This is a genomic window from Pseudomonas sp. EA_5y_Pfl2_R50, from assembly GCF_963970475.1.
In the GTDB taxonomy this organism is placed as follows: Bacteria; Pseudomonadota; Gammaproteobacteria; order Pseudomonadales; family Pseudomonadaceae; genus Aquipseudomonas.
On record NZ_CAXAPT010000015.1, the window covers coordinates 1 to 19693 of the forward strand.

Genomic DNA, 19693 nt, shown 5'->3' on the forward strand with positions numbered 1-19693 from the left:
ACCACTTGCGCTTCCGATCTCTCGTCAGCGGGAGGCGAATTCTACAGCGTTACACGCTGCTGTCAACACCTCTTTTTCAACTTCCTTTCGACTTCGATGAACTGAAGCAACCTGCTGCCGAAACCTACATAACTCATTGAATCTCAAGGAGTTTTCCGTTTCGACTGCGCCGGAAGTGGGGCGAATTATAGACATCTGAAATCTGCCGTCAACCGTTAATTTCAGTTTTCTTTCAATGACTTACAGATAACCTGAAAAACCCCCAATTCTCTATATAGATGAAGAAAACACTCCTTCTATATAGAAACCCCATCAGAGCACTCCATCCACCTTCAGCGCATCGACGGTTCCCGCGCCAAGCCCCAACACCCGCTGCAGCACCTCAAGCGTATGTTCGCCCAATAGAGGAGGCGCATGCCGATACTCGACCGGCGTCTGCGACAACCGTATAGGGCTAGCCACCTGAGGCACCATCCCTGCCAACGCATGAGGTAGTTCAATCGCCAACCCGCGCGCCTTCACTTGCGGGTCCTCGAATACCTGCGACAGATCGTTGATCGGCCCGCAAGGCACGCCCGCCTGTTCCAGTTGAGCCACCCACTCGGCAGTTGTCTTGAAGACCGTCGCCTGCCGAATCAAGGGAATCAACACCGCCCGATTGGCCACCCGGAGCTTGTTGGTAACAAATCGCGGATCATCCGCCCAGTGCGGCTGCCCCGCCACTTCAGCAAACTTGCGGAACTGCCCGTCATTACCGACTGTAAGAATGAAGTCGCCGTCAGCCGTAGGAAAGTCCTGATAAGGCACGATGTTCGGATGAGCGTTGCCGAGACGCTTGGGTGCATTGCCCGTGGTGAGGTAGTTCATCGCCTGATTGGCCAGACATGCCACCTGCACATCAAGCAACGCCATATCAATGTGCTGACCACCGCCGTCATGATCGCGATGCGCAAGCGCCGCAAGGATCGCCACCGTCGAATACAGCCCGGTGAGAATATCGGTCAATGCCACGCCGACCTTCACCGGCCCGGCCCCATCATCACCCTCAGGCCGGCCCGTCAGGCTCATCAGCCCACCCAACCCCTGAATCATGAAGTCGTAACCAGCGCGCTTGGCGTATGGCCCGGTCTGGCCGAAGCCGGTGATTGAGCAATAGATCAGATTCGGATTGATCGCTTTCAGCGACTCATAGTCCAGCCCATAGGCCGCGAGCCCACCGACCTTGAAGTTCTCGATCAGGATGTCGGACTTGGCCGCCAACTCTCGCACCAGGTTCTGCCCTTCAGGACGGGTGAAATCGATGGTCACCGATTGTTTGTTGCGGTTGGCCGACAGGTAGTAAGCAGCCTCCGACGTGTTCGCGCCATACGCGTCTTTAAGGAAGGGCGGCCCCCAGGCGCGTGTGTCGTCACCATTGCCCGGACGCTCGACCTTGATCACCTCAGCGCCAAGGTCGGCGAGGATCTGCCCGGCCCACGGCCCGGCCAACACGCGCGATAAATCCAGTACCCGCAGATGCGACAGCGCGCCCATGGTCGCTCTCCTGTTAATAGAACGCCTGCAGACCGGTTTGCGCACGCCCGAGGATCAGCGCGTGAACGTCGTGAGTGCCTTCGTAGGTATTCACCACTTCCAGGTTGACCAGATGACGGGCCACGCCAAATTCATCGGAGATACCGTTGCCACCCAACATGTCGCGCGCCATACGAGCGATGTCCAGTGACTTGCCGCAGGAATTGCGCTTCATGATCGAAGTGATTTCGACCGCCGCAGTACCTTCATCCTTCATCCGCCCCAGACGCAGGCAGCCTTGCAGGGCCAGGGTGATTTCGGTCTGCATGTCGGCCAGTTTCTTCTGGACCAACTGAGTAGCGGCCAATGGGCGACCGAACTGCTGACGATCCAGGGTGTACTGGCGCGCGGTGTGCCAGCAGAACTCGGCAGCACCCAGCGCACCCCAGGAAATGCCGTAACGCGCAGAGTTGAGGCAAGTGAACGGCCCCTTCAGACCGCGTACATCAGGGAAGATGTTCTCTTCCGGCACGAACACATTGTCCATGACGATTTCACCGGTGATCGACGCTCGCAGGCCTACCTTGCCGTGTATCGCCGGCGCACTCAGGCCTTTCCAACCCTTCTCCAGTACGAAGCCGCGGATGTCGCCAGCATCGTCCTTGGCCCAAACCACGAACACATCAGCAATCGGGCTGTTGGTGATCCACATCTTCGCGCCGGTCAGGCTGTAGCCGCCGTCGACTTTGCGTGCGCGGGTAATCATCGCGCCCGGATCGGAACCATGGTTTGGCTCGGTCAGGCCGAAGCAGCCGATCCATTCACCGGAAGCCAGTTTCGGCAGGTACTTCTGCTTCTGCGCTTCAGTGCCGAACTCGTTGATCGGCACCATCACCAACGAGGACTGCACGCTCATCATCGAGCGGTAACCGGAGTCGACTCGCTCGACTTCGCGAGCGATCAGACCGTAGCTGACATAGTTAAGGCCACTGCCGCCGTACTGTTCGGGAATGGTTGCGCCCAACAGGCCGACTTCGCCCATTTCCCGGAAGATCGCCGGGTCAGTCTTTTCATGGCGGAAGGCTTCGAGGACACGCGGTGCGAGGCTCTGTTGAGCGAATTGCTCTGCGGTGTCGCGGATCATGCGCTCTTCTTCGGTGAGCTGTTGATCCAGCAGCAGGGGATCGATCCAGTTGAAGCTAGCTTTACCGCCCATGAGTGTGTCCTCGCAAATCGGGTGAATTAACGTGGCATTGATCCTAGGCGTGGTTAGCCGTCGCGGCAAACGAGGATTTCGCATTCTGTTGTGCTAATTTCTCACTCCGAAACGCCCCGCAAAGCCTTTTATGCGACCCATTAGTGAGGTTGACGTACATGCGCAGAAAGATCCCCAGCACTACCGCGCTGATCAGCTTCGAAGCTGCCGCGCGCCATGAGAGTTTCACCCGCGCCGCCGAAGAACTTTCCCTCACCCAAGGCGCCATTTGCCGACAGATTGCCAGTCTTGAGGACTTCCTCAGCGTGGAACTGTTCCGACGCTCGCGACGCGGAGTGAAACTGACCGAAGCGGGGCTTTCCTACAGTCGCCGCGTAGCAGCTCAACTCGACGCGGTCGAACGGGACACGCTTTCGGTGATGGGCCAGCAAGGCACGAATGTGATCGAACTGGCGGTGGTGCCGACGTTTGGCACGCAATGGCTGCTACCACGCCTCAAGGATTTCCAGTTAAAGCACCCGGAAGTCACGGTTAACCTGACCAACCGCACCCGGCCCTTCCTGTTTGCCGATACCGAATTCGATGCCGCGATCTATTTCGGCGATGCCGACTGGTCCGGTACTGAATCCCACAGATTGATGGGCGAGAATCCGATGCCGGTTTGCAGCCCTGCCCTACTCGGCACCGAGACTCATCTGACGGCTGAAGCCATCGCCGAGCTTCCATTACTGCAGCAAACCACCCGCCCCTACGCTTGGCGCCAGTGGTTCAACTCTCAGAACCTGAATATCCCCCGAGACATGACAGGTCCGCGCTACGAGCTATTCTCCATGCTCGCCCAGGCCGCCATGCACGACATGGGCATTGCGCTGATTCCACCGTTCCTGATCCAGCGTGAACTGGCCGAGAAACGCCTGGTGATTGCCAGCCCTCATGCCCTTTCGAGCATCAAGGCCTATTACCTGATGATTCCAGAGCGGAAGGTCGAATCAGCGTCATTAAAGGCATTTCGTGACTGGCTGGTAAACCAGGCACAGAGCTACAGCCTAGAAGGATAAAGGCCTGCAGCGATTACTAACCTCGTAGTCAGGAAATACAAAGCCCTACAGATATAAGTATTTGTCGTAATTCAACAGACTGTATCCGAAAGTCGTACAGACGTCCCACAAGCGCCTGAAAACGTGGCTTTGAGCCTTTATGGGCGACGTATTGCTGCCTATTCACGCCACCGATGAGAAATTTTTTCATAATCAGCCAGAATCCTTGCAAGCCACGGCCTGCAAGGGATTCAACCGGTCATCTGCGACATTCGGTCACGGCATGACTTGTAGTTAATTTTCCGTCACCCGTCATAATCCCTTGAAGGGCATAAAGTTCGCCTGCAAAATGCCGCGCCCCGCCCTGATTTGGCGGGATCGTGCTGATCGGCCGCCCCAGTCGCACCATCCGTAGTGCATGGGTTTACTCAATAAGATCACGCAGGAGATTTGACGTGCACATTGGTGTTCCTCTCGAAACCCAGACCGGTGAAACACGGGTTGCTGCAACCCCGGAAACCATTAAAAAGCTGATCAGCCAAGGTCATAAGGTCACTGTGCAAACCGGCGCCGGCGTTAACGCCAGCGTTGTCGACAGTGCCTATGAAGCGGCAGGCGCAACCATTGGCAGTGCCAACGATGCGTTTGGCGCCGAGCTGATTCTCAAAGTGGTCGCCCCGAGCGATGCCGAACTGACGCTGATCAAGCGCGGTACGGTGCTGGTGGGCATGCTCAATCCGTTCAACAACGAAACCCTTGCGAAGATGGCCGAGTGCGGCATTACCGCGTTCGCCCTCGAAGCGGCGCCGCGCACCTCGCGCGCGCAGAGTCTCGATGTGTTGTCGTCCCAGGCGAACATTGCCGGCTATAAGGCTGTGCTGCTGGCCGCTCACCACTATCCGCGCTTCATGCCAATGCTGATGACGGCGGCGGGCACCGTGAAAGCGGCGCGCGTGCTAGTCCTTGGCGCGGGCGTGGCCGGGTTGCAGGCGATCGCCACGGCGAAACGTCTGGGTGCAGTGATCGAAGCGTCTGACGTGCGTCCGGCGGTAAAAGAGCAGATCGAATCCCTCGGCGCCAAGTTCGTCGATGTTCCTTACGAGACCGATGAAGAGCGCGAATGCGCCGTCGGTGTCGGTGGTTACGCACGGCCAATGCCGGCAAGCTGGATGCAACGTCAGGCCCAGGCCGTGCACGAACGCGCCAAGCAGGCTGACATTGTCATCACCACCGCGCTGATTCCGGGCCGCAAGGCACCGACGCTGTTGAGTGCGGAAACCGTGGCGCAGATGAAGCCGGGCTCGGTGGTCATTGACCTCGCGGCGGCTCAGGGCGGCAACTGCCCGCTGACCGTGGCGGATCAGGTCGTGGTCGAAAATGGCGTGACCATTTGCGGCCCAACCAATCTGGCCGGCGAAGTCGCTGCAGACGCTTCGGCACTGTACGCGCGCAACCTGCTGGACTTCCTCAAGCTGGTCTTCACCAAAGAAGGCCAGTTCGACGTCAACCTCGAAGACGACATCGTCGCCGCGTGCCTGATGTGCCGCGACGGCCAAGTCATCCGCAAAAACGCCTAAGCAGGGATTCAGACGATGGAAGAACTTATCTCCCCCGGTATCTACAACCTGATCATCTTCGTGCTGGCGATTTATGTCGGTTACCACGTGGTCTGGAACGTTACGCCTGCGCTGCACACGCCCTTGATGGCGGTAACCAACGCCATCTCGGCAATCGTGATCGTCGGCGCGATGCTCGCGGCCGCACTCACCGTCACGCCGCTGGGCAAAACGATGGGCACCCTCGCGGTCGCACTGGCAGCGGTCAACGTCTTCGGTGGCTTCCTGGTCACCCGCCGCATGCTTGAGATGTTCAAGAAGAAAGCCCCGAAAGTAAAAGAAGAGGCGCCGAAGTAATGAGCATGAATCTCGTCACGACGCTTTACCTGATCGCGTCGATCTGCTTTATCCAGGCCCTCAAAGGCCTGTCGCACCCGACCACTTCGCGCCGCGGCAACCTGTTCGGCATGCTCGGCATGGCGTTGGCGATCCTGACCACCGTCGGTCTCATCTATAAGTTGGGCGCGGAGCTCGCGACTGCCGGTATCGGGTACGTCATCGTTGGGCTGCTGATCGGTGGCACCGCCGGCTCGATCATGGCCAAGCGCGTTGAAATGACCAAGATGCCGGAACTGGTCGCCTTCATGCACAGCATGATCGGCCTGGCAGCGGTGTTCATTGCCATCGCTGCGGTGGTTGAGCCGCAGTCGCTGGGTATCGTTAAACAGCTGGGCGATTCGATCCCTGCGGGTAACCGTCTGGAGCTGTTCCTCGGCGCCGCCATCGGTGCAATCACCTTCTCCGGTTCGGTGATTGCGTTCGGCAAGCTGTCGGGCAAGTACAAGTTCCGCTTGTTCCAGGGCGCACCAGTACAGTTTTCCGGCCAGCACAAACTGAACGCTGTGCTGGGCCTGGCGACACTGGTTCTCGGTCTGACCTTCATGTTCACCGGCAACCTCACTGCATTTGCGCTGATGCTTGCGCTGGCGTTCGTGATGGGCGTGTTGATCATCATCCCGATCGGCGGCGCCGACATGCCGGTGGTGGTGTCGATGCTCAACAGCTATTCGGGCTGGGCGGCCGCCGGTATCGGCTTTTCGCTGAACAACTCGATGCTGATCATTGCCGGCTCGCTGGTGGGTTCGAGCGGTGCAATCCTCTCGTACATCATGTGCAAGGCGATGAACCGTTCCTTCTTTAATGTACTGCTGGGCGGTTTCGGCAATACGGCCGAGGCTGGCCCGGCCGGCGCGAAAGAAGCACGCCCGGTGAAATCCGGTTCGGCTGATGACGCGACCTTCCTGCTGACCAACGCCGACACCGTGATCATCGTGCCGGGTTACGGCCTGGCAGTGGCACGTGCACAGCATGCGCTGAAGGAGCTGACCGAGAAGCTGACCCACCGTGGCGTGACCGTGAAATATGCGATCCACCCGGTTGCCGGTCGTATGCCAGGGCACATGAACGTACTGCTCGCCGAGGCCGAAGTGCCTTACGACCAGGTGTTCGAGATGGAAGACATCAACTCCGAGTTCGGCCAGGCCGACGTGGTGCTGGTGCTCGGCGCGAACGACGTGGTCAACCCGGCCGCGAAGAATGATCCGAAGTCGCCGATTGCCGGCATGCCGATTCTCGAAGCGTTCAAGGCCAAGACGATCATCGTCAACAAGCGTTCGATGGCCAGCGGCTATGCCGGCCTGGACAACGAATTGTTCTACCTGGACAAGACCATGATGGTGTTCGGCGACGCCAAGAAAGTCATCGAAGACATGGTCAAAGCGGTCGAGTAACACGCCGCTGCAACACCGAACGCCCCGACTTGTCGGGGCGTTTTTGTTTGCGCAAAACGTCGGACAATTTGCCGCGTTGTTGCAGATCGGGTAACGGTGTTTTACTTGAAACCCGCTGAATAGACGCCTCGTTTGCGACCTTGGTAGCGGGACAGGCGCCCGTCAAATTCACTAGACTGCGCATCCTGCTACTCGCTTCCCGAGATAATAATCCATGTACCGTGACCGTATTCGCCTGCCTTCGTTGTTGGATAAAGTGATGAGCGCTGCCGACGCCGCCGCTCTGATTGAGGACGGCATGACCGTCGGCATGAGCGGGTTCACCCGTGCCGGCGAAGCCAAGGCTGTTCCTCACGCACTGGCGGAGCGCGCCAAGGTCACGCCGCTGCAGATCAGCCTGATGACCGGCGCCAGCCTGGGCAACGACCTCGACAAGCAACTGACCGAGGCCGGTGTGCTGTCGCGACGCATGCCATTCCAGGTCGACAGCACCTTGCGCAAGGCAATCAACGCCGGCCAGGTGATGTTCATCGACCAGCACCTGTCGGAAACCGTCGAGCAACTGCGCAACCAGCAACTGAAGCTGCCGGACATCGCCGTCATCGAAGCCGTGGCCATCACCGAACAGGGCCACATCGTGCCGACGACGTCTGTGGGCAACTCGGCCAGCTTCGCGATTTTCGCCAAACAGGTCATCGTCGAGATCAACCTGGCGCACAACGCCAATCTCGAAGGCCTGCACGACATCTATATCCCGACATACCGCCCGACGCGCACGCCGATCCCGCTGGTAAAAGTCGACGACCGCATCGGCAGCACCGCGATTCCGATTCCGCCGGAGAAGATTGTCGCCATCGTCATCACCCAGCAGCCAGATTCGCCGTCCACCGTATCGTCGCCAGACGTCGACACCAATGCCATCGCCGATCACCTGATCACCTTCTTCAAGCAGGAAGTCGACGCCGGACGCATGACCAACAAGCTCGGCCCGCTGCAGGCCGGGATCGGCAACATTGCCAACGCGGTAATGTGCGGCCTGATCGATTCGCCGTTCGAAGACCTGACCATGTATTCCGAAGTGTTGCAGGACTCGACCTTCGACCTGATCGACGCCGGCAAGCTGAGCTTTGCCTCGGGCAGCTCGATCACTTTGTCGGAACGACGCAACAGCGACGTGTTCGGCAATCTGGAGAAGTACAAGGACAAACTGGTACTGCGCCCGCAGGAGATTTCCAACCACCCGGAAGTGGTGCGTCGGCTGGGCATCATCGGCATCAACACGGCGCTGGAATTCGACATCTACGGCAACGTCAACTCCACCCACGTTTGCGGTACGCGGATGATGAACGGCATCGGCGGCTCCGGGGACTTCGCGCGCAACGCGCATCTGGCGGTATTCGTGACCAAGTCGATTGCCAAGGGCGGCGCGATTTCCAGCGTGGTCCCGATGGTCAGTCACGTTGACCATACCGAACATGACGTCGACATTCTGGTGACTGAAGTGGGTCTGGCCGACTTGCGTGGCCTGGCACCACGGGAGCGTGCCCGGGTGATCATCGACAACTGTGTACACCCCGATTTCCGCCAAGCGCTGAATGACTACTTCAGCGCAGCCTGCGCAATCGGTGGACACACCCCGCACATTCTTCGTGAAGCCTTGAGCTGGCACATGAATCTGGAAGAAACCGGGCGCATGCTGGCAGTGTAAGCCACGTCGATAAATCGCTGACGCAAACACAGTTTGCGTCAGCGGTCGCCCAGCCTTGCAAAAACTGTACTTCTGTACCGGTCTTTTCCTACAGCAATTACTTACCTAGCCGACCAAATTGAGTGAAAATGCACCACTTAAGTGCAGACAGGTACAGTTTGCTCGATTTCGACCCATACACCCCCTATAAACAGTTAACTGGTCACTCACAATACAGTTGAACTGTATCTAGAGAGACTAGGCAAACGAGAGGATCATGGTCACCAGTCAAACCACTACCTGATCCCGCCACAAGCGGAAGGATGTCAACCATGGAACGTACACTCAGTTCCGAACTGTTCTTCGAAGACAAAGCTGTAAACACCCAGGCTTCCCTGCCTCTGCGCGTTATCGCCAACCTGATGTTGTGGCAGCGCCGCATCTCCAGCCGCCACCAACTGGCTCGTCTGGATTCGCGCCTGCTGGCTGACGCCGGTATCAGCGAAGCACAACGCTACGAAGAGCTGAGCAAGCCGTTCTGGCGCTAAGTAGCGTCGCTGGCTCTGGTCGTTAGACCCACCGCCAGCAACCCGAATCGAACAAACAAAACCCGTCGTGGGAAACCACGACGGGTTTTGTCGTTTTAACGTCTGAAAAAACCAAACCAGTACAGTTCCTAAATCACTAATTACTACCAGTACAATTTTTCAAGCTGCTGAAGATTGCGATCTTTTGATCAAGCAAAAGATCGCAATCTTCAGCAGCTTTTACGGGTTTTTCGTCTGGATGCTGGTCTGGCGAAAGGATCTGCGCCTAATATCCACACAGAACGTGGCGAACGATGCGCGACTGGCGTCTGACTCCTCAGATACCGAGCCACCTCTCAATACGGTTTATCCACAGGAGTTACCCTATGTCCCGTCTTCGTCTGCTCAGCGCTGCCGCCCTGCTGGCCGTGGCTGCCAATGCCAGCGCCACCAGCTTCATCGTCACCACCGACGCGGTGGTTGGTGCACTGAAATCCTCCTCCGACGCCACCTCCGACGTCACTTCGTCCTTCCGTGACGACAAGATCGTCCTCGCCGCCCGTGACGACGCCGCCAGCTTCGTCGCCAGCGAAGGCGAAATTCGTGGTGTGAAACTGGAGAGTGCGCTGGATCACATCCGCCATCAGGCGCCACAGCTGCAAGCCACCGATGCACAGCTGGCTCAGGCCATTCTGACGATCTAAGCGACAGCGGCGTTGCGGGACACGCTTGGCGTGTCCCGATGTTTCGGCGCTGGCTCTGACCCGGGCATTACGCTAGCCTTGAGCCTCGCCAACGGTTACCGAGCCTTATGCATTTTCTTCAAAAACTGCTTGTCCCTTCCGTATTGTTAACCGCCTGCTGGGTGACCCCGGCCAACGCCTTTGATGTCTCCACCCAAAATACGGTGGTGAGCGTCTGGGCAACCGGCATGGTGTCTTCCGCACCTTTCGACCGTAAACTGTTGCTCGCTGCCCACGATGATGCAGCAGTGTTCGTAGCCAGTGACGGTGAATGGCGAGGCGCTCGACTGGAATCCGCATTGCATTACTTGCGCAAAACGCGGCCAAAACTTCATGTCAGCGACCTTGAACTGGCAGAGGCAATTCTCGTCCAATAGCTATCCCTGTCCTTTCGGAGTCGTTCCATGCGTAGCCCGCTGATTGCTGCCGCCCTTGGCCTGTTTTTGTTGGCCGACGTGGCCCAGGCACACACCCTGGTAGCCACCAGTAACATCATCGTTCGTGCCTCGCAGCGCACCATCGATTTCACTTCCGATACCACCACGTCGATCCGTGATTCGAAAATCATCCGCGAAGCCCACGACGACGCCGCCAGTTTCGTCGCCACCAACGGTGATATCCGTGGCGCGCATCTGGAAGCCGCGTTCAACACCTTGCGCACGCGCGTGCCGGAAGCGCGCGATGCCAGCGATCAGGTACTCGCCGAAGCCATCCTCGCACTGTGAAGTCAATTGGCACCTGGCTGCTGGCCGGGGCGTTGTTGCTGCTCGGCAACAGCGCCCACGCCAGCCTGCAATTGCGGCTCAAGACCGACGGTCTGAGCCCCGCCCAACAACAGGCCAGCCAGGCGCTGATCGATGAGGCGATGCAAAAACTGCCGCCGAGCTTCATCGAGCGGCTGGATCGGCGCATCGATGTCGGCTGGACCGACGACATGCCCGGCAACGCCTACGGCCAGGCCACGCTGGTTTCCGAGCTCGATCTGAATCGCAAACTGCTCGCCGGCCTCACCGACGGCAGCGCGGCCAAAGAAAAAACCAATCGCCCCCACGGCACTGTGCGCCAGGAACTGCTCGCCACGGTGCTGCACGAAATCACCCATATCTATGACCGCGCCCGCTTGTGGCCGGATGCCGAACGCACGCTGATCCAACGCTGCACCCGGCGTTTCAACAGCGCCGGGCTGATCGGCATCCCGGACGAATGCCGTGGACAGAACGGCCGTCGCTTCACCCTCAGCGATGACCCACGCCTGCTCGACCTCGCCGGCTGGCAACAATACGTCGGCCGTCGCGGCGAACGCGAGCAACACAACCGGCAGATCGCCCGCAGCCCGGATCTCTACGAAATCTCCAGTCCGAAAGAGTTCGTCGCGGTCAACATGGAGTATTTCCTTCTCGACCCGAGCTATGCCTGCCGCCGCCCGGCGCTGTATCGCTATTACCAGCAGCACTTCGGCTGGGCGCCACCGGCCAAAGACACTTGCAGCAAGACCTTCGCGTTTTTGAACGCGGGTAACGACTTTGCCAAACAACCGTTAGGGCAAGTCGATCCGGAAAGGGTCTACGCCGTCGATTATCTGCTGGCCGAGGCCAATCAGAACTGGGTCAGCCGCTGGGGCCACAGCATGTTGCGTCTGGTGATCTGCGCACCGGGCCGGCCGCGTGGCCCGGATTGCCGGCTCGATCTCGATCAGCATCTGGTGCTGTCGTATCGCGCCTTTGTGGGTGATGTGCAGTTGTCGAGCTGGGACGGTCTGGTCGGCAAATACCCGTCACGGTTGTTCGTCCTGCCCTTAGCGCAAGTCATCGACGAATACACCAAAACCGAACTGCGCAGCCTAGCCTCGGTGCCGATCAACCTGTCGCGCGAAGAAATCGAAGGCGTGGTCGAACACGCCGCCGAAATGCACTGGAGCTACGACGGCAACTACTTCTTCCTTTCCAACAACTGTGCGGTGGAAGGTTTGAAGCTGCTGCGCAGCGGCAGCAACAACTCGCGGTTCGTGGGTCTGGACAGCATCATGCCCAACGGCCTGCTCGAAGTAATGAAAGGTCGCGGCCTGGCTGACACCAGCGTGCTGGATGATCCCAAAGAAGCACTGCGCCTCGGTTACCGCTTCGACTCGTTCCGCGATCGCTATCAAGCCATGTTCGATGTACTTAAGAAGCAACTGCCGATCAAACAAACCACCGTCGAAGAATGGTTGTCACTCTCCGCCGAACAGCGTCGCGAGTGGTTCGAGCGAGCGGATTTGCGCACCAGCGCCGCGCTGTTGTTGCTGGAGCAAGCCAGTTATCGCCGCCAGTTGCTGCTGGCGCAGGATGAAGTCAAACAGCGTTACCTTGGCGCCCGCGAGCTGGAAAACGGTGGCATGGACAAGGCCAACGCGACCCTGCAGGAAATCCTCGCCAACAGCGGCTTCCTCAGTCGCCCGGCGGAGTTGCTCGATAGTCGCGGTTACGGATTACCACAGCCGAGCGAGTTCAAACGGCTGGAAGATGAGAGCAGTCAGCGACAGAAGAAGTTGCTGGTGCTGTCTGGCGATCTGGACGCGGAAGTGCGCAAATTACTTGAGCCCAAGCGGGCGGCCGAAATAGCCGCCAGCGAGGAAAACGTGAAGCAGATTGGCGCGCATTTGCGCAAATTGCACAAGGCTTCGGGCGGGTTGGAACTGCCCTGAAAAGAAGATCGCAGCCATTGGCTGCGATCTTTTTTATTGCCTGCTGATCAATACAAAACTCCATCCAGAATTTCATAAACGATCCCGGAGCCCACCGCGATCAACACGATATCGCCCCCGGCCCGGCGCCACTCGTAACCCGGATAAACCGGCAAGCGGCCCAACGCACGATTATCCAGGCGCTCACCGTAATAGCCGTGCGGCAACGGTCGACCACGCTCCAGATGAATCCCCGGGGGCGGCGGTGCACCGCGGACGAAGTAGCCATGGTTATCGCGAATGGTCTGGCGCACCGGCCCGAAGTCGTGCGGCGGCGGGCCAGCACGGTGATCGTTCTGCGGGCCACGATGATCGTCGCGGTGGTCATTCCCATGGTTGTCGTAATGGCCCTGCTGCGGGCCGCCGTGGTCGTGATCATCGCGCGGGTCGGCGCTGGCCAGCAGCGGGGTCGCGCTGATCACCAGCACACCCAGTCCGGCCATCAGACGTTTCGGCATTTTCATCGGGTATTTCCTCACGGCACAAACAGCAAAAAGGGCTTCAGAACGATGTTCTGAAGCCCTCGGTCTTGCTCATTTAGTCTGTCGCGCGAGGCGCTAATTCCTCTGTATCAGGAACTTTACCTTCAACTGACGCGGGCCTTACGCACCCCTTCGGAGAGGGCCGAGCACAGGCTCAACACACCGTCGATGGCTTGGGCTGGCGTCGTTGCGTTGGCGATGTGATCGATCAGTGCCGAGCCCACCACAACACCGTCGGCCAAGCGCGCGATGGATGCCGCTTGCTCAGGCGTGCGGATACCGAAACCGATGCTGATCGGCAGATCGGTATGACGGCGCAGACGGGTGACCGCCTCTTCGACGTGCTCCAGTGTTGCAGCGCCAGCGCCGGTCACACCGGCCACCGACACGTAATAAACGAAACCGGAGCTGCCGTTGAGCACTTTCGGCAAACGCGCATCGTCGGTGGTTGGCGTGGTCAGGCGGATAAAGTCCAGACCGGCAGCCTGCGCCGGATCACACAGCTCGGCGTTATGCTCGGGTGGCATGTCGACCACGATCAGACCATCGACGCCAGCCTCTTTCGCGTCAGCAATGAAGCGCTCAACGCCATACATGTGGATCGGGTTGTAGTAACCCATCAGCACCAGCGGCGTGTCGCTGTTACCTTCGCGGAATTCGCGAACCATTTGCAGGGTTTTCACCAGGTTCTGCCTGGCGCCCAAGGCACGGATGTTCGCCAACTGGATCGCCGGGCCGTCGGCCATCGGGTCGGTGAACGGCATGCCCAGTTCGATCACGTCGGCGCCAGCACCCGGCAAGCCTTTAAGGATCGCCAGTGAGGTGTCGTAGTCCGGATCACCGGCGGTAACGAAGGTCACCAGCGCGGCGCGGTTTTGTTCCTTGAGGTCGGCAAAACGGGTTTGCAGGCGGCTCATCAGTGTTTCTCCTGCTGGGACTGTTCCATATGGTGCATGACGGTCTGCATGTCTTTGTCGCCACGGCCCGACAGGTTGACCACCATCAGGTGATCCTTCGGCAGCTTCGGTGCGCGTTTGAACACTTCAGCCAAAGCGTGAGCGCTTTCCAGCGCTGGAATGATTCCTTCCAGGCGGCAGCATTTGTGGAACGCATCGAGGGCTTCGTCGTCGGTCACCGAGGTGTACTGAACGCGACCGATGTCATGCAACCACGCGTGCTCCGGGCCGATGCCTGGGTAGTCGAGGCCGGCGGAAATCGAGTGGGCGTCGATGATCTGGCCATCGTCGTCCTGCAGCAGGAAAGTACGGTTGCCGTGCAACACACCTGGAACGCCGCCGTTCAGGCTCGCCGCGTGCTTGCCGGTTTCGATGCCGTAACCGGCCGCTTCAACGCCGATGATCTCGACGCTCTTGTCGTCAAGGAACGGGTGGAACAGGCCCATGGCGTTGGAACCGCCACCGATGCACGCCACCAGACTGTCCGGCAGACGACCTTCCTGAGCCTGCAACTGATCGCGGGTTTCCTTGCCGATCACCGCCTGGAAGTCACGGACCATCGCAGGATAAGGATGCGGGCCGGCCACGGTGCCGATCAGGTAGAACGTGCTGTCGACGTTGGTCACCCAGTCGCGCAGGGCTTCGTTCATCGCGTCTTTCAGAGTGCCGGTGCCGGCCACCACCGGAATCACCTCAGCGCCCAGCAGCTTCATGCGGAAGACGTTGGCTTGCTGACGTTCGATGTCAGTGGTGCCCATGTAGATCACGCAATCCAGACCGAAGCGCGCAGCGACAGTAGCAGTCGCCACACCGTGCATGCCGGCGCCAGTCTCGGCAATGATGCGCTTCTTGCCCATGCGCCGCGCCAGCAGGATCTGGCCGATGCAGTTGTTGATCTTGTGCGCGCCGGTGTGGTTCAGCTCTTCGCGCTTGAGGTAGATCTTTGCGCCACCGCAGAACTCGGTCAGGCGTTCGGCGAAATACAGCGGGCTCGGACGTCCGACATAGTCACGCTGGAAGTAGGCCAATTCTTCTTTGAATGCAGGATCTTCCTTGGCCGCTTCGTATTCGCGGGCCAGGTCGAGGATCAACGGCATCAGGGTTTCCGCCACATAGCGGCCACCGAACGAGCCGAACAGGCCGTTGGCGTCAGGGCCGTTACGCAGATCAGAGGTGTTCGACGTCTGGGTCATGGGTTGCTCCAGCTGAATGTACGAAATGACGAAAGAAGACAATGACGACCACTCTACCCCTGACCTTCTATGCTGAAAACCGATAAGATCGCCGCAACCTGTCAGGAAAACTCACACATACCATGAGCCATGACCTTCCTCCGCTGAACGCCTTGCGTGCCTTCGAGGCCACTGCCCGCTTGAACAGCGTCAGCCAGGCTGCCGAACAGCTGCACGTCACCCATGGGGCGGTCAGTCGACAATTGAAAGCGCTGGAGGAACACCTTGGTGTGAGTCTTTTCGTCAAGGACGGGCGCGGCTTGAAACTCACAGATGCCGGCGTGCGGTTACGCGATGTCAGCGGTGAGGCATTTGATCGCTTGCGCATTGTGTGTGCGGAATTGACCCAAAGCACTGCCGATGCACCGTTCGTGCTCGGTTGCTCGGGGAGCTTGCTGGCACGCTGGTTTATCCCGCGCCTGGGGCGGCTGAATGCTGAGCTGCCAGACTTGCGCCTGCACCTGTCGGCGGGTGAAGGCGATCTCGATCCTCGCCGCCCGGGTCTGGACGCCTTGCTGCTGTTCGCCGAACCACCCTGGCCTGCGGATATGCAGGTTTACGAATTGGCCGCAGAACGCATCGGCCCGGTGATGAGCCCGCTGTTCAATGGCTATCAACGGCTGCAGAACGCGCCCGCGTCAGCGCTGCTCGATGAACCGCTGCTGCATACGACGTCTCGTCCACAGGCGTGGCCGAGCTGGGCACAACAACGCCACCTCGACGCCAAGGCCTTGAGGCTGGGACAAGGTTTCGAGCATTTGTATTATTTGCTGGAGGCCGCAATGGCCGGTCTCGGCGTAGCCATCGCGCCCGAACCGCTAGTGATCGAAGACTTGAAGGCCGGTCGCCTGGTTGCGCCCTGGGGCTTCTGTGAAACCCCGGCGCAACTGGCGTTGTGGCTACCCAAACGCGCCGCAGACGGACGCGCCCGGCAACTGGCGCAATGGCTCAAGAACGAGCTGCGCCAAGGCGATCACTCGCCGCGCTTGAACAGCAAGTAAGCGGCAAGCAGACCGATTGCACCGACCGCCACGCCGGCCGTCGTCCACGGATGTTCCTGCGCGTAATCACGGGTGGCGATCCCGGTTTCGCGGGTTTTCACTTTGACTTCTTCGTAGGCGTCGCTGAGCAGGTGACGGGAATGTTTGAGCGCGCTTTCGGCGTTGCTTTTCAGCGCCTTGAGGGTCTTGCGCGACTCGTCCGAAGCGTCGTCCTTGAGGCTTTCCAACGACTTGAGCAGACTCTCGATCTCGGCTTCCATGCTTTGCAACGAGGCTTTACGTAAAGAGGTGTTGGCCATGGTGGCTCTCCTGCATTGGTGATGAGTGGCGTGTGTTGGTTGGGACTTCAGCGGTTTGAGAAAGTGCAGAAAATCTGAACTTCACGCGCGCAGAGCCACCGAAATCAACAGAGCAGATTCACTGCTAGTCTCAAATCCACACGCCAAGGAGATCGCCATGAGTGACCATCACACGTACAAGAAAGTCGAGCTGGTCGGTTCGTCCACCAGCAGCATCGAAGATGCCATCAACAACGCAATCGCTGAAGCGAACAAGACCATTCGCAACCTGGAATGGTTTGAAGTGACCGAAACCCGTGGCCACATCAAGGACGGCAAGGCAGCGCACTTTCAGGTGACATTGAAAGTGGGCTTCAAGATTGCCAGCAGCTGAGTTTGGTCTAGTCTTCTGAACTTGCGCGCTGGCCGAGTGCCATAGGAATGGCAAAGCGCTACAGGGTAGGTGCATCGAGTGAACGACTCGACGCCCGCCTCTTTTAATCCGACCAGGGAGTGCGACCGATGAAGAAGTTCATGTTGGCTGTAGGTTTGTTGAGCCTTGCCGGTGGTGCGTTTGCTGCCGGCAAGCCATGTGAAGAGTTGAAGGCCGAGATTGCAGCGAAGCTGGATGCCAAGGGCGTTTCCGGGTATTCGCTGGAGATTGTCGACAAGGGCGCCACAGGCGGCAAAGTCGTCGGCAGCTGCGAAGGCGGCACCAAGGACATCGTCTACACCCGCGGTTGATCGCGCCTGAAATACAAAAGCCGACGCGAATACGTCGGCTTTTTTGTGTCCAGGTTAGGATGAGGGCGCTTTTCAGCCCTTCATGACCTGCGCCAGCAGCTCATAGGAATGCACGCGATCAGCGTGTTCGTACAAGTCGCTGGTAAAGATCAGCTCATCGGCCTGGGTCTGCTCAACCAGCACCTCCAGCTTCGCGCGGATCTTCTGCGGGCTGCCGACCATCGCCAGACCGAGGAAATCCCCCACCGCTTCCCGTTCGTGTGGCAGCCACAAGCCGTCCATGGTTTTCACCGGCGGACGCTGCACCAGGCTCTGCCCACGCATCAGCGCGAGAATGCGCTGGTACACCGAAGTCGCCAGATAATCGGCTTGTTCATCGGTATCCGCCGCCACCAGTGGCACGCCGAGCATCACGTAAGGCTTGTCGAGCAACGCCGAAGGCTTGAAGTGATTGCGGTAGACGCGAATCGCCTCATGCATGAAACGCGGGGCGAAATGCGAGGCAAAGGCGTAAGGCAAACCGCGCTCACCGGCCAGTTGTGCGCTGAACAGGCTGGAGCCGAGCAGCCAGATCGGCACGTTGGTGCCGGTGCCCGGCATGGCGATCACGCGCTGATCCGCGGTGCGCGGGCCGAGGAAACGCGCCAGTTCGGCAACATCTTCGGGGAAATCATCGGCGCTGCCGGAACGCTCGCGGCGCAAGGCGCGGGCGGTCATCTGGTCAGAACCGGGCGCACGGCCCAGGCCCAGATCGATGCGTCCCGGGTACAGACTTTCCAGGGTACCGAACTGCTCGGCGATCACCAGCGGCGCATGGTTGGGCAGCATCACGCCACCGGAACCGACACGAATGGTCGACGTCCCCCCCGCCAGATACCCCAGCAGTACCGAGGTGGCGGAACTGGCGATGCCGTCCATGTTGTGGTGTTCAGCGACCCAGAACCGTGTGTAGCCAAACTTCTCGACGTGCCGGACCAGGTCCAGCGAGTTGCGCAGCGACTGCGCCGGGCTGCCGTTTTCGCGTACCGGCACCAGATCGAGGGTGGAAAATTTTACGTCGGACAGTTGCTTCATAAACCTGCGTCTCCGAGTCGGGAGGCAGGTTGTTGATACGAACGAAAACCTGCCGAATTCATAAGCGTGTTTTATGCAATGAGGGCATATACCCGAGTTTCAATAGCTGAGTCGAAATTTCCTACTAAAAAAGTCAACGATTCAACCGGGCTGAACTTTGTTCCGGCGTCTATCCTCAGAAGCCTTGCAAGCAAAAACCACGACGACGCGGCGTTTCCGCGCCAGAGACGAGGAGGAAGACATGGCTATCGTGAAGAAAGCATCGGCACATTGGGCAGGTGATCTGAAAACCGGTATCGGCTCGATTTCCACGGAAACCGGCGTACTCAGAGAAGCCCCATACGGTTTCAAGGCGCGCTTCGAAGGCGGCAAGGGCACCAACCCGGAAGAACTGATCGGCGCAGCGCATGCCGGTTGTTTTTCCATGGCGTTTTCGATGATTTTGGGCGATGCGGGCCTGAAGGCCGACAGCATTGATACTCAGGCTGAAGTAACGCTGGATCAGGTCGATGGCGGCTTCGCGATCACCGCAGTGAAACTGATCCTCAAGGCAAAAATCCCCGGGGCGACGCAGGCGCAGTTCGAGGAACTGAGCAACAAGGCCAAGGAAGGGTGCCCGGTCTCGAAAGTGCTGAATGCGAAGATTACCCTTGAGGCTTCGCTGGTCAGCTGATCCGGCGCTGGCTGATCTGACGCCTTCGCGAGCAGGCTCGCTCCCACCTTGGAACTGTGTGCCACACAAATCCCTGTGGGAGCGAGCCTGCTCGCGAAGGCTGTTTGAAGATCAAACCTGAAGTTGTGAGCGAAGTCAGAACCCGCGCTGCAAAACTATGGTCGAATCAATGACAGCAGCTTCAGCGCACGCCCGTGCGCGCTGCTTCAGGGAGCTTCACTCATGAAACGTATCGGCTTGGCGATTCTCTGCAGTGCACTGGCCACCTCGGTTTTTGCCGCCCCCAAAGACTGCGAAGAGCTCAGGAAAGAGATCGAAATCAAGATTCAGGCGAAAGCAGTGCCGTCCTATACGCTGGAGATCGTCAGCAAGGAAGAAGCCGCAAAACATGACATCGCCATGGTGGTCGGTTCATGTGAGAACGGCACCAAAGCCATCATCTATCAAAAGAACGACAGCTGAG

The 19693-nt window shown here is 59.0% G+C and carries 22 protein-coding genes; 15 read left to right on the forward strand and 7 right to left on the reverse strand.

The window, feature by feature from the left end; all coding sequences use genetic code 11:
* Positions 1-312: 312 nt before the first annotated feature.
* Both AACY19_RS22650 and AACY19_RS22655 read right to left on the reverse strand, forming a co-directional pair.
* Positions 313-1533, reverse strand: a complete 1221-nt coding sequence (locus AACY19_RS22650) for a CaiB/BaiF CoA transferase family protein (RefSeq protein ID WP_339453842.1) — start codon at positions 1531-1533, stop codon at positions 313-315.
* A gap of 13 nt (positions 1534-1546) precedes the next feature.
* The gene (locus AACY19_RS22655) at positions 1547-2728 is read right to left on the reverse strand and encodes an acyl-CoA dehydrogenase (RefSeq protein ID WP_039757058.1); all 1182 of its coding nucleotides are present in this window, start codon (positions 2726-2728) and stop codon (positions 1547-1549) included.
* A 158-nt stretch (positions 2729-2886) separates the two neighbouring features.
* Here AACY19_RS22655 and AACY19_RS22660 point away from each other — a divergent pair, with 158 nt between their 5' ends.
* The 10 genes from AACY19_RS22660 (at position 2887) to AACY19_RS22705 (ending at position 12751) form a co-directional block, all read left to right on the forward strand.
* Positions 2887-3786 carry a LysR family transcriptional regulator gene (locus tag AACY19_RS22660; RefSeq protein WP_339453843.1) on the forward strand — a complete coding sequence of 300 codons (900 nt, stop codon included), beginning with the start codon at positions 2887-2889 and terminating at the stop codon, positions 3784-3786.
* 434 nt (positions 3787-4220) lie between these two features.
* Positions 4221-5342, forward strand: coding sequence for a Re/Si-specific NAD(P)(+) transhydrogenase subunit alpha (locus AACY19_RS22665; RefSeq protein WP_339453844.1), 1122 nt, complete (start codon positions 4221-4223; stop codon positions 5340-5342).
* 15 nt (positions 5343-5357) lie between these two features.
* Positions 5358-5678: an NAD(P) transhydrogenase subunit alpha gene (locus AACY19_RS22670; RefSeq protein ID WP_003187417.1), complete on the forward strand. Its 321-nt coding sequence runs from the start codon at positions 5358-5360 to the stop codon at positions 5676-5678.
* Entirely contained in the window at positions 5678-7111 is a 1434-nt protein-coding gene (locus tag AACY19_RS22675; RefSeq protein ID WP_339453845.1) for an NAD(P)(+) transhydrogenase (Re/Si-specific) subunit beta, read from the forward strand. The genes AACY19_RS22670 and AACY19_RS22675 overlap by 1 nt, the downstream gene beginning before the upstream one ends.
* Before the next feature lie 214 nt (positions 7112-7325).
* Positions 7326-8819, forward strand: a complete 1494-nt coding sequence (locus tag AACY19_RS22680; protein WP_339453846.1) for an acetyl-CoA hydrolase/transferase family protein — start codon at positions 7326-7328, stop codon at positions 8817-8819.
* 311 nt (positions 8820-9130) lie between these two features.
* Positions 9131-9346, forward strand: a complete 216-nt coding sequence (locus tag AACY19_RS22685; protein ID WP_007911656.1) for a DUF1127 domain-containing protein — start codon at positions 9131-9133, stop codon at positions 9344-9346.
* 365 nt (positions 9347-9711) lie between these two features.
* Complete coding sequence (locus AACY19_RS22690) at positions 9712-10029, forward strand: DUF2388 domain-containing protein (protein WP_007911658.1); 318 nt, start codon at positions 9712-9714, stop codon at positions 10027-10029.
* A 107-nt stretch (positions 10030-10136) separates the two neighbouring features.
* Positions 10137-10445 (forward strand): DUF2388 domain-containing protein, encoded by a 309-nt coding sequence (locus AACY19_RS22695; protein ID WP_339453847.1) that lies wholly within the window; start codon positions 10137-10139, stop codon positions 10443-10445.
* Between the two features lie 27 nt (positions 10446-10472).
* Positions 10473-10793 (forward strand): DUF2388 domain-containing protein, encoded by a 321-nt coding sequence (locus AACY19_RS22700; RefSeq protein WP_339453848.1) that lies wholly within the window; start codon positions 10473-10475, stop codon positions 10791-10793.
* On the forward strand, positions 10790-12751 hold the full coding sequence (locus AACY19_RS22705) for a DUF7844 domain-containing protein (RefSeq protein ID WP_339453849.1): 1962 nt from the start codon (positions 10790-10792) through the stop codon (positions 12749-12751). Before AACY19_RS22700 ends, AACY19_RS22705 begins: the two co-directional genes overlap by 4 nt.
* A 47-nt stretch (positions 12752-12798) precedes the next feature.
* Here AACY19_RS22705 and AACY19_RS22710 read toward each other — a convergent pair whose 3' ends face one another.
* The 3 genes from AACY19_RS22710 to trpB form a co-directional block, all read right to left on the reverse strand.
* A complete protein-coding gene (locus AACY19_RS22710; protein ID WP_339453850.1) occupies positions 12799-13254 on the reverse strand; it encodes an anti-virulence regulator CigR family protein in 456 nt (151 codons plus the stop codon).
* A gap of 122 nt (positions 13255-13376) precedes the next feature.
* Positions 13377-14189, reverse strand: a complete 813-nt coding sequence (gene trpA / locus AACY19_RS22715; RefSeq protein WP_339453851.1) for a tryptophan synthase subunit alpha — start codon at positions 14187-14189, stop codon at positions 13377-13379.
* Entirely contained in the window at positions 14189-15421 is a 1233-nt protein-coding gene (trpB, locus tag AACY19_RS22720) for a tryptophan synthase subunit beta (RefSeq protein ID WP_339453852.1), read from the reverse strand. Before trpB ends, trpA begins: the two co-directional genes overlap by 1 nt.
* 122 nt (positions 15422-15543) lie before the next feature.
* Here trpB and AACY19_RS22725 point away from each other — a divergent pair, with 122 nt between their 5' ends.
* On the forward strand, positions 15544-16461 hold the full coding sequence (locus AACY19_RS22725; protein ID WP_339453853.1) for a LysR family transcriptional regulator: 918 nt from the start codon (positions 15544-15546) through the stop codon (positions 16459-16461).
* Here the strand turns inward: AACY19_RS22725 and AACY19_RS22730 are convergent.
* Positions 16434-16760, reverse strand: a complete 327-nt coding sequence (locus AACY19_RS22730; protein WP_007911686.1) for a DUF883 family protein — start codon at positions 16758-16760, stop codon at positions 16434-16436. The genes AACY19_RS22725 and AACY19_RS22730 overlap by 28 nt on opposite strands.
* A 157-nt stretch (positions 16761-16917) precedes the next feature.
* Between AACY19_RS22730 and AACY19_RS22735 the strand changes: the two genes are divergently transcribed.
* Together AACY19_RS22735 and AACY19_RS22740 are read left to right on the forward strand one after the other, a co-directional pair.
* The gene (locus tag AACY19_RS22735) at positions 16918-17133 is read left to right on the forward strand and encodes a dodecin (protein WP_016985551.1); all 216 of its coding nucleotides are present in this window, start codon (positions 16918-16920) and stop codon (positions 17131-17133) included.
* Positions 17134-17261: 128 nt separating this feature from the next.
* Positions 17262-17483 carry a DUF1161 domain-containing protein gene (locus tag AACY19_RS22740; protein WP_339453854.1) on the forward strand — a complete coding sequence of 74 codons (222 nt, stop codon included), beginning with the start codon at positions 17262-17264 and terminating at the stop codon, positions 17481-17483.
* A gap of 72 nt (positions 17484-17555) precedes the next feature.
* Here the strand turns inward: AACY19_RS22740 and AACY19_RS22745 are convergent, their stop codons facing one another.
* Complete coding sequence (locus AACY19_RS22745; protein WP_339453855.1) at positions 17556-18557, reverse strand: LLM class flavin-dependent oxidoreductase; 1002 nt, start codon at positions 18555-18557, stop codon at positions 17556-17558.
* 241 nt (positions 18558-18798) lie between these two features.
* Here AACY19_RS22745 and AACY19_RS22750 point away from each other — a divergent pair, with 241 nt between their 5' ends.
* Both AACY19_RS22750 and AACY19_RS22755 read left to right on the forward strand, forming a co-directional pair.
* Positions 18799-19230, forward strand: coding sequence for an OsmC family protein (locus AACY19_RS22750; RefSeq protein ID WP_034152273.1), 432 nt, complete (start codon positions 18799-18801; stop codon positions 19228-19230).
* Between the two features lie 222 nt (positions 19231-19452).
* Complete coding sequence (locus AACY19_RS22755; RefSeq protein ID WP_339453856.1) at positions 19453-19692, forward strand: DUF1161 domain-containing protein; 240 nt, start codon at positions 19453-19455, stop codon at positions 19690-19692.
* Position 19693 lies beyond the last annotated feature (1 nt).

What these genes read in the sequence shown, in the direction of transcription:
- trpB (WP_339453852.1), bottom strand. Translation starts at nt 15,421, where the DNA reads ATGACCCAGACGTCGAACACCTCTGATCTGCGTAACGGCCCTGACGCC.
- AACY19_RS22655 (WP_039757058.1), bottom strand. Translation starts at nt 2,728, where the DNA reads ATGGGCGGTAAAGCTAGCTTCAACTGGATCGATCCCCTGCTGCTGGAT.
- trpA (WP_339453851.1), bottom strand. Translation starts at nt 14,189, where the DNA reads ATGAGCCGCCTGCAAACCCGTTTTGCCGACCTCAAGGAACAAAACCGC.
- AACY19_RS22710 (WP_339453850.1), bottom strand. Translation starts at nt 13,254, where the DNA reads ATGAAAATGCCGAAACGTCTGATGGCCGGACTGGGTGTGCTGGTGATC.
- AACY19_RS22660 (WP_339453843.1), top strand. Translation starts at nt 2,887, where the DNA reads ATGCGCAGAAAGATCCCCAGCACTACCGCGCTGATCAGCTTCGAAGCT.
- AACY19_RS22740 (WP_339453854.1), top strand. Translation starts at nt 17,262, where the DNA reads ATGAAGAAGTTCATGTTGGCTGTAGGTTTGTTGAGCCTTGCCGGTGGT.
- AACY19_RS22700 (WP_339453848.1), top strand. Translation starts at nt 10,473, where the DNA reads ATGCGTAGCCCGCTGATTGCTGCCGCCCTTGGCCTGTTTTTGTTGGCC.
- AACY19_RS22690 (WP_007911658.1), top strand. Translation starts at nt 9,712, where the DNA reads ATGTCCCGTCTTCGTCTGCTCAGCGCTGCCGCCCTGCTGGCCGTGGCT.
- AACY19_RS22670 (WP_003187417.1), top strand. Translation starts at nt 5,358, where the DNA reads ATGGAAGAACTTATCTCCCCCGGTATCTACAACCTGATCATCTTCGTG.
- AACY19_RS22725 (WP_339453853.1), top strand. Translation starts at nt 15,544, where the DNA reads ATGAGCCATGACCTTCCTCCGCTGAACGCCTTGCGTGCCTTCGAGGCC.
- AACY19_RS22745 (WP_339453855.1), bottom strand. Translation starts at nt 18,557, where the DNA reads ATGAAGCAACTGTCCGACGTAAAATTTTCCACCCTCGATCTGGTGCCG.
- AACY19_RS22730 (WP_007911686.1), bottom strand. Translation starts at nt 16,760, where the DNA reads ATGGCCAACACCTCTTTACGTAAAGCCTCGTTGCAAAGCATGGAAGCC.
- AACY19_RS22650 (WP_339453842.1), bottom strand. Translation starts at nt 1,533, where the DNA reads ATGGGCGCGCTGTCGCATCTGCGGGTACTGGATTTATCGCGCGTGTTG.
- AACY19_RS22685 (WP_007911656.1), top strand. Translation starts at nt 9,131, where the DNA reads ATGGAACGTACACTCAGTTCCGAACTGTTCTTCGAAGACAAAGCTGTA.
- AACY19_RS22675 (WP_339453845.1), top strand. Translation starts at nt 5,678, where the DNA reads ATGAGCATGAATCTCGTCACGACGCTTTACCTGATCGCGTCGATCTGC.
- AACY19_RS22735 (WP_016985551.1), top strand. Translation starts at nt 16,918, where the DNA reads ATGAGTGACCATCACACGTACAAGAAAGTCGAGCTGGTCGGTTCGTCC.
- AACY19_RS22695 (WP_339453847.1), top strand. Translation starts at nt 10,137, where the DNA reads ATGCATTTTCTTCAAAAACTGCTTGTCCCTTCCGTATTGTTAACCGCC.
- AACY19_RS22750 (WP_034152273.1), top strand. Translation starts at nt 18,799, where the DNA reads ATGGCTATCGTGAAGAAAGCATCGGCACATTGGGCAGGTGATCTGAAA.
- AACY19_RS22755 (WP_339453856.1), top strand. Translation starts at nt 19,453, where the DNA reads ATGAAACGTATCGGCTTGGCGATTCTCTGCAGTGCACTGGCCACCTCG.
- AACY19_RS22680 (WP_339453846.1), top strand. Translation starts at nt 7,326, where the DNA reads ATGTACCGTGACCGTATTCGCCTGCCTTCGTTGTTGGATAAAGTGATG.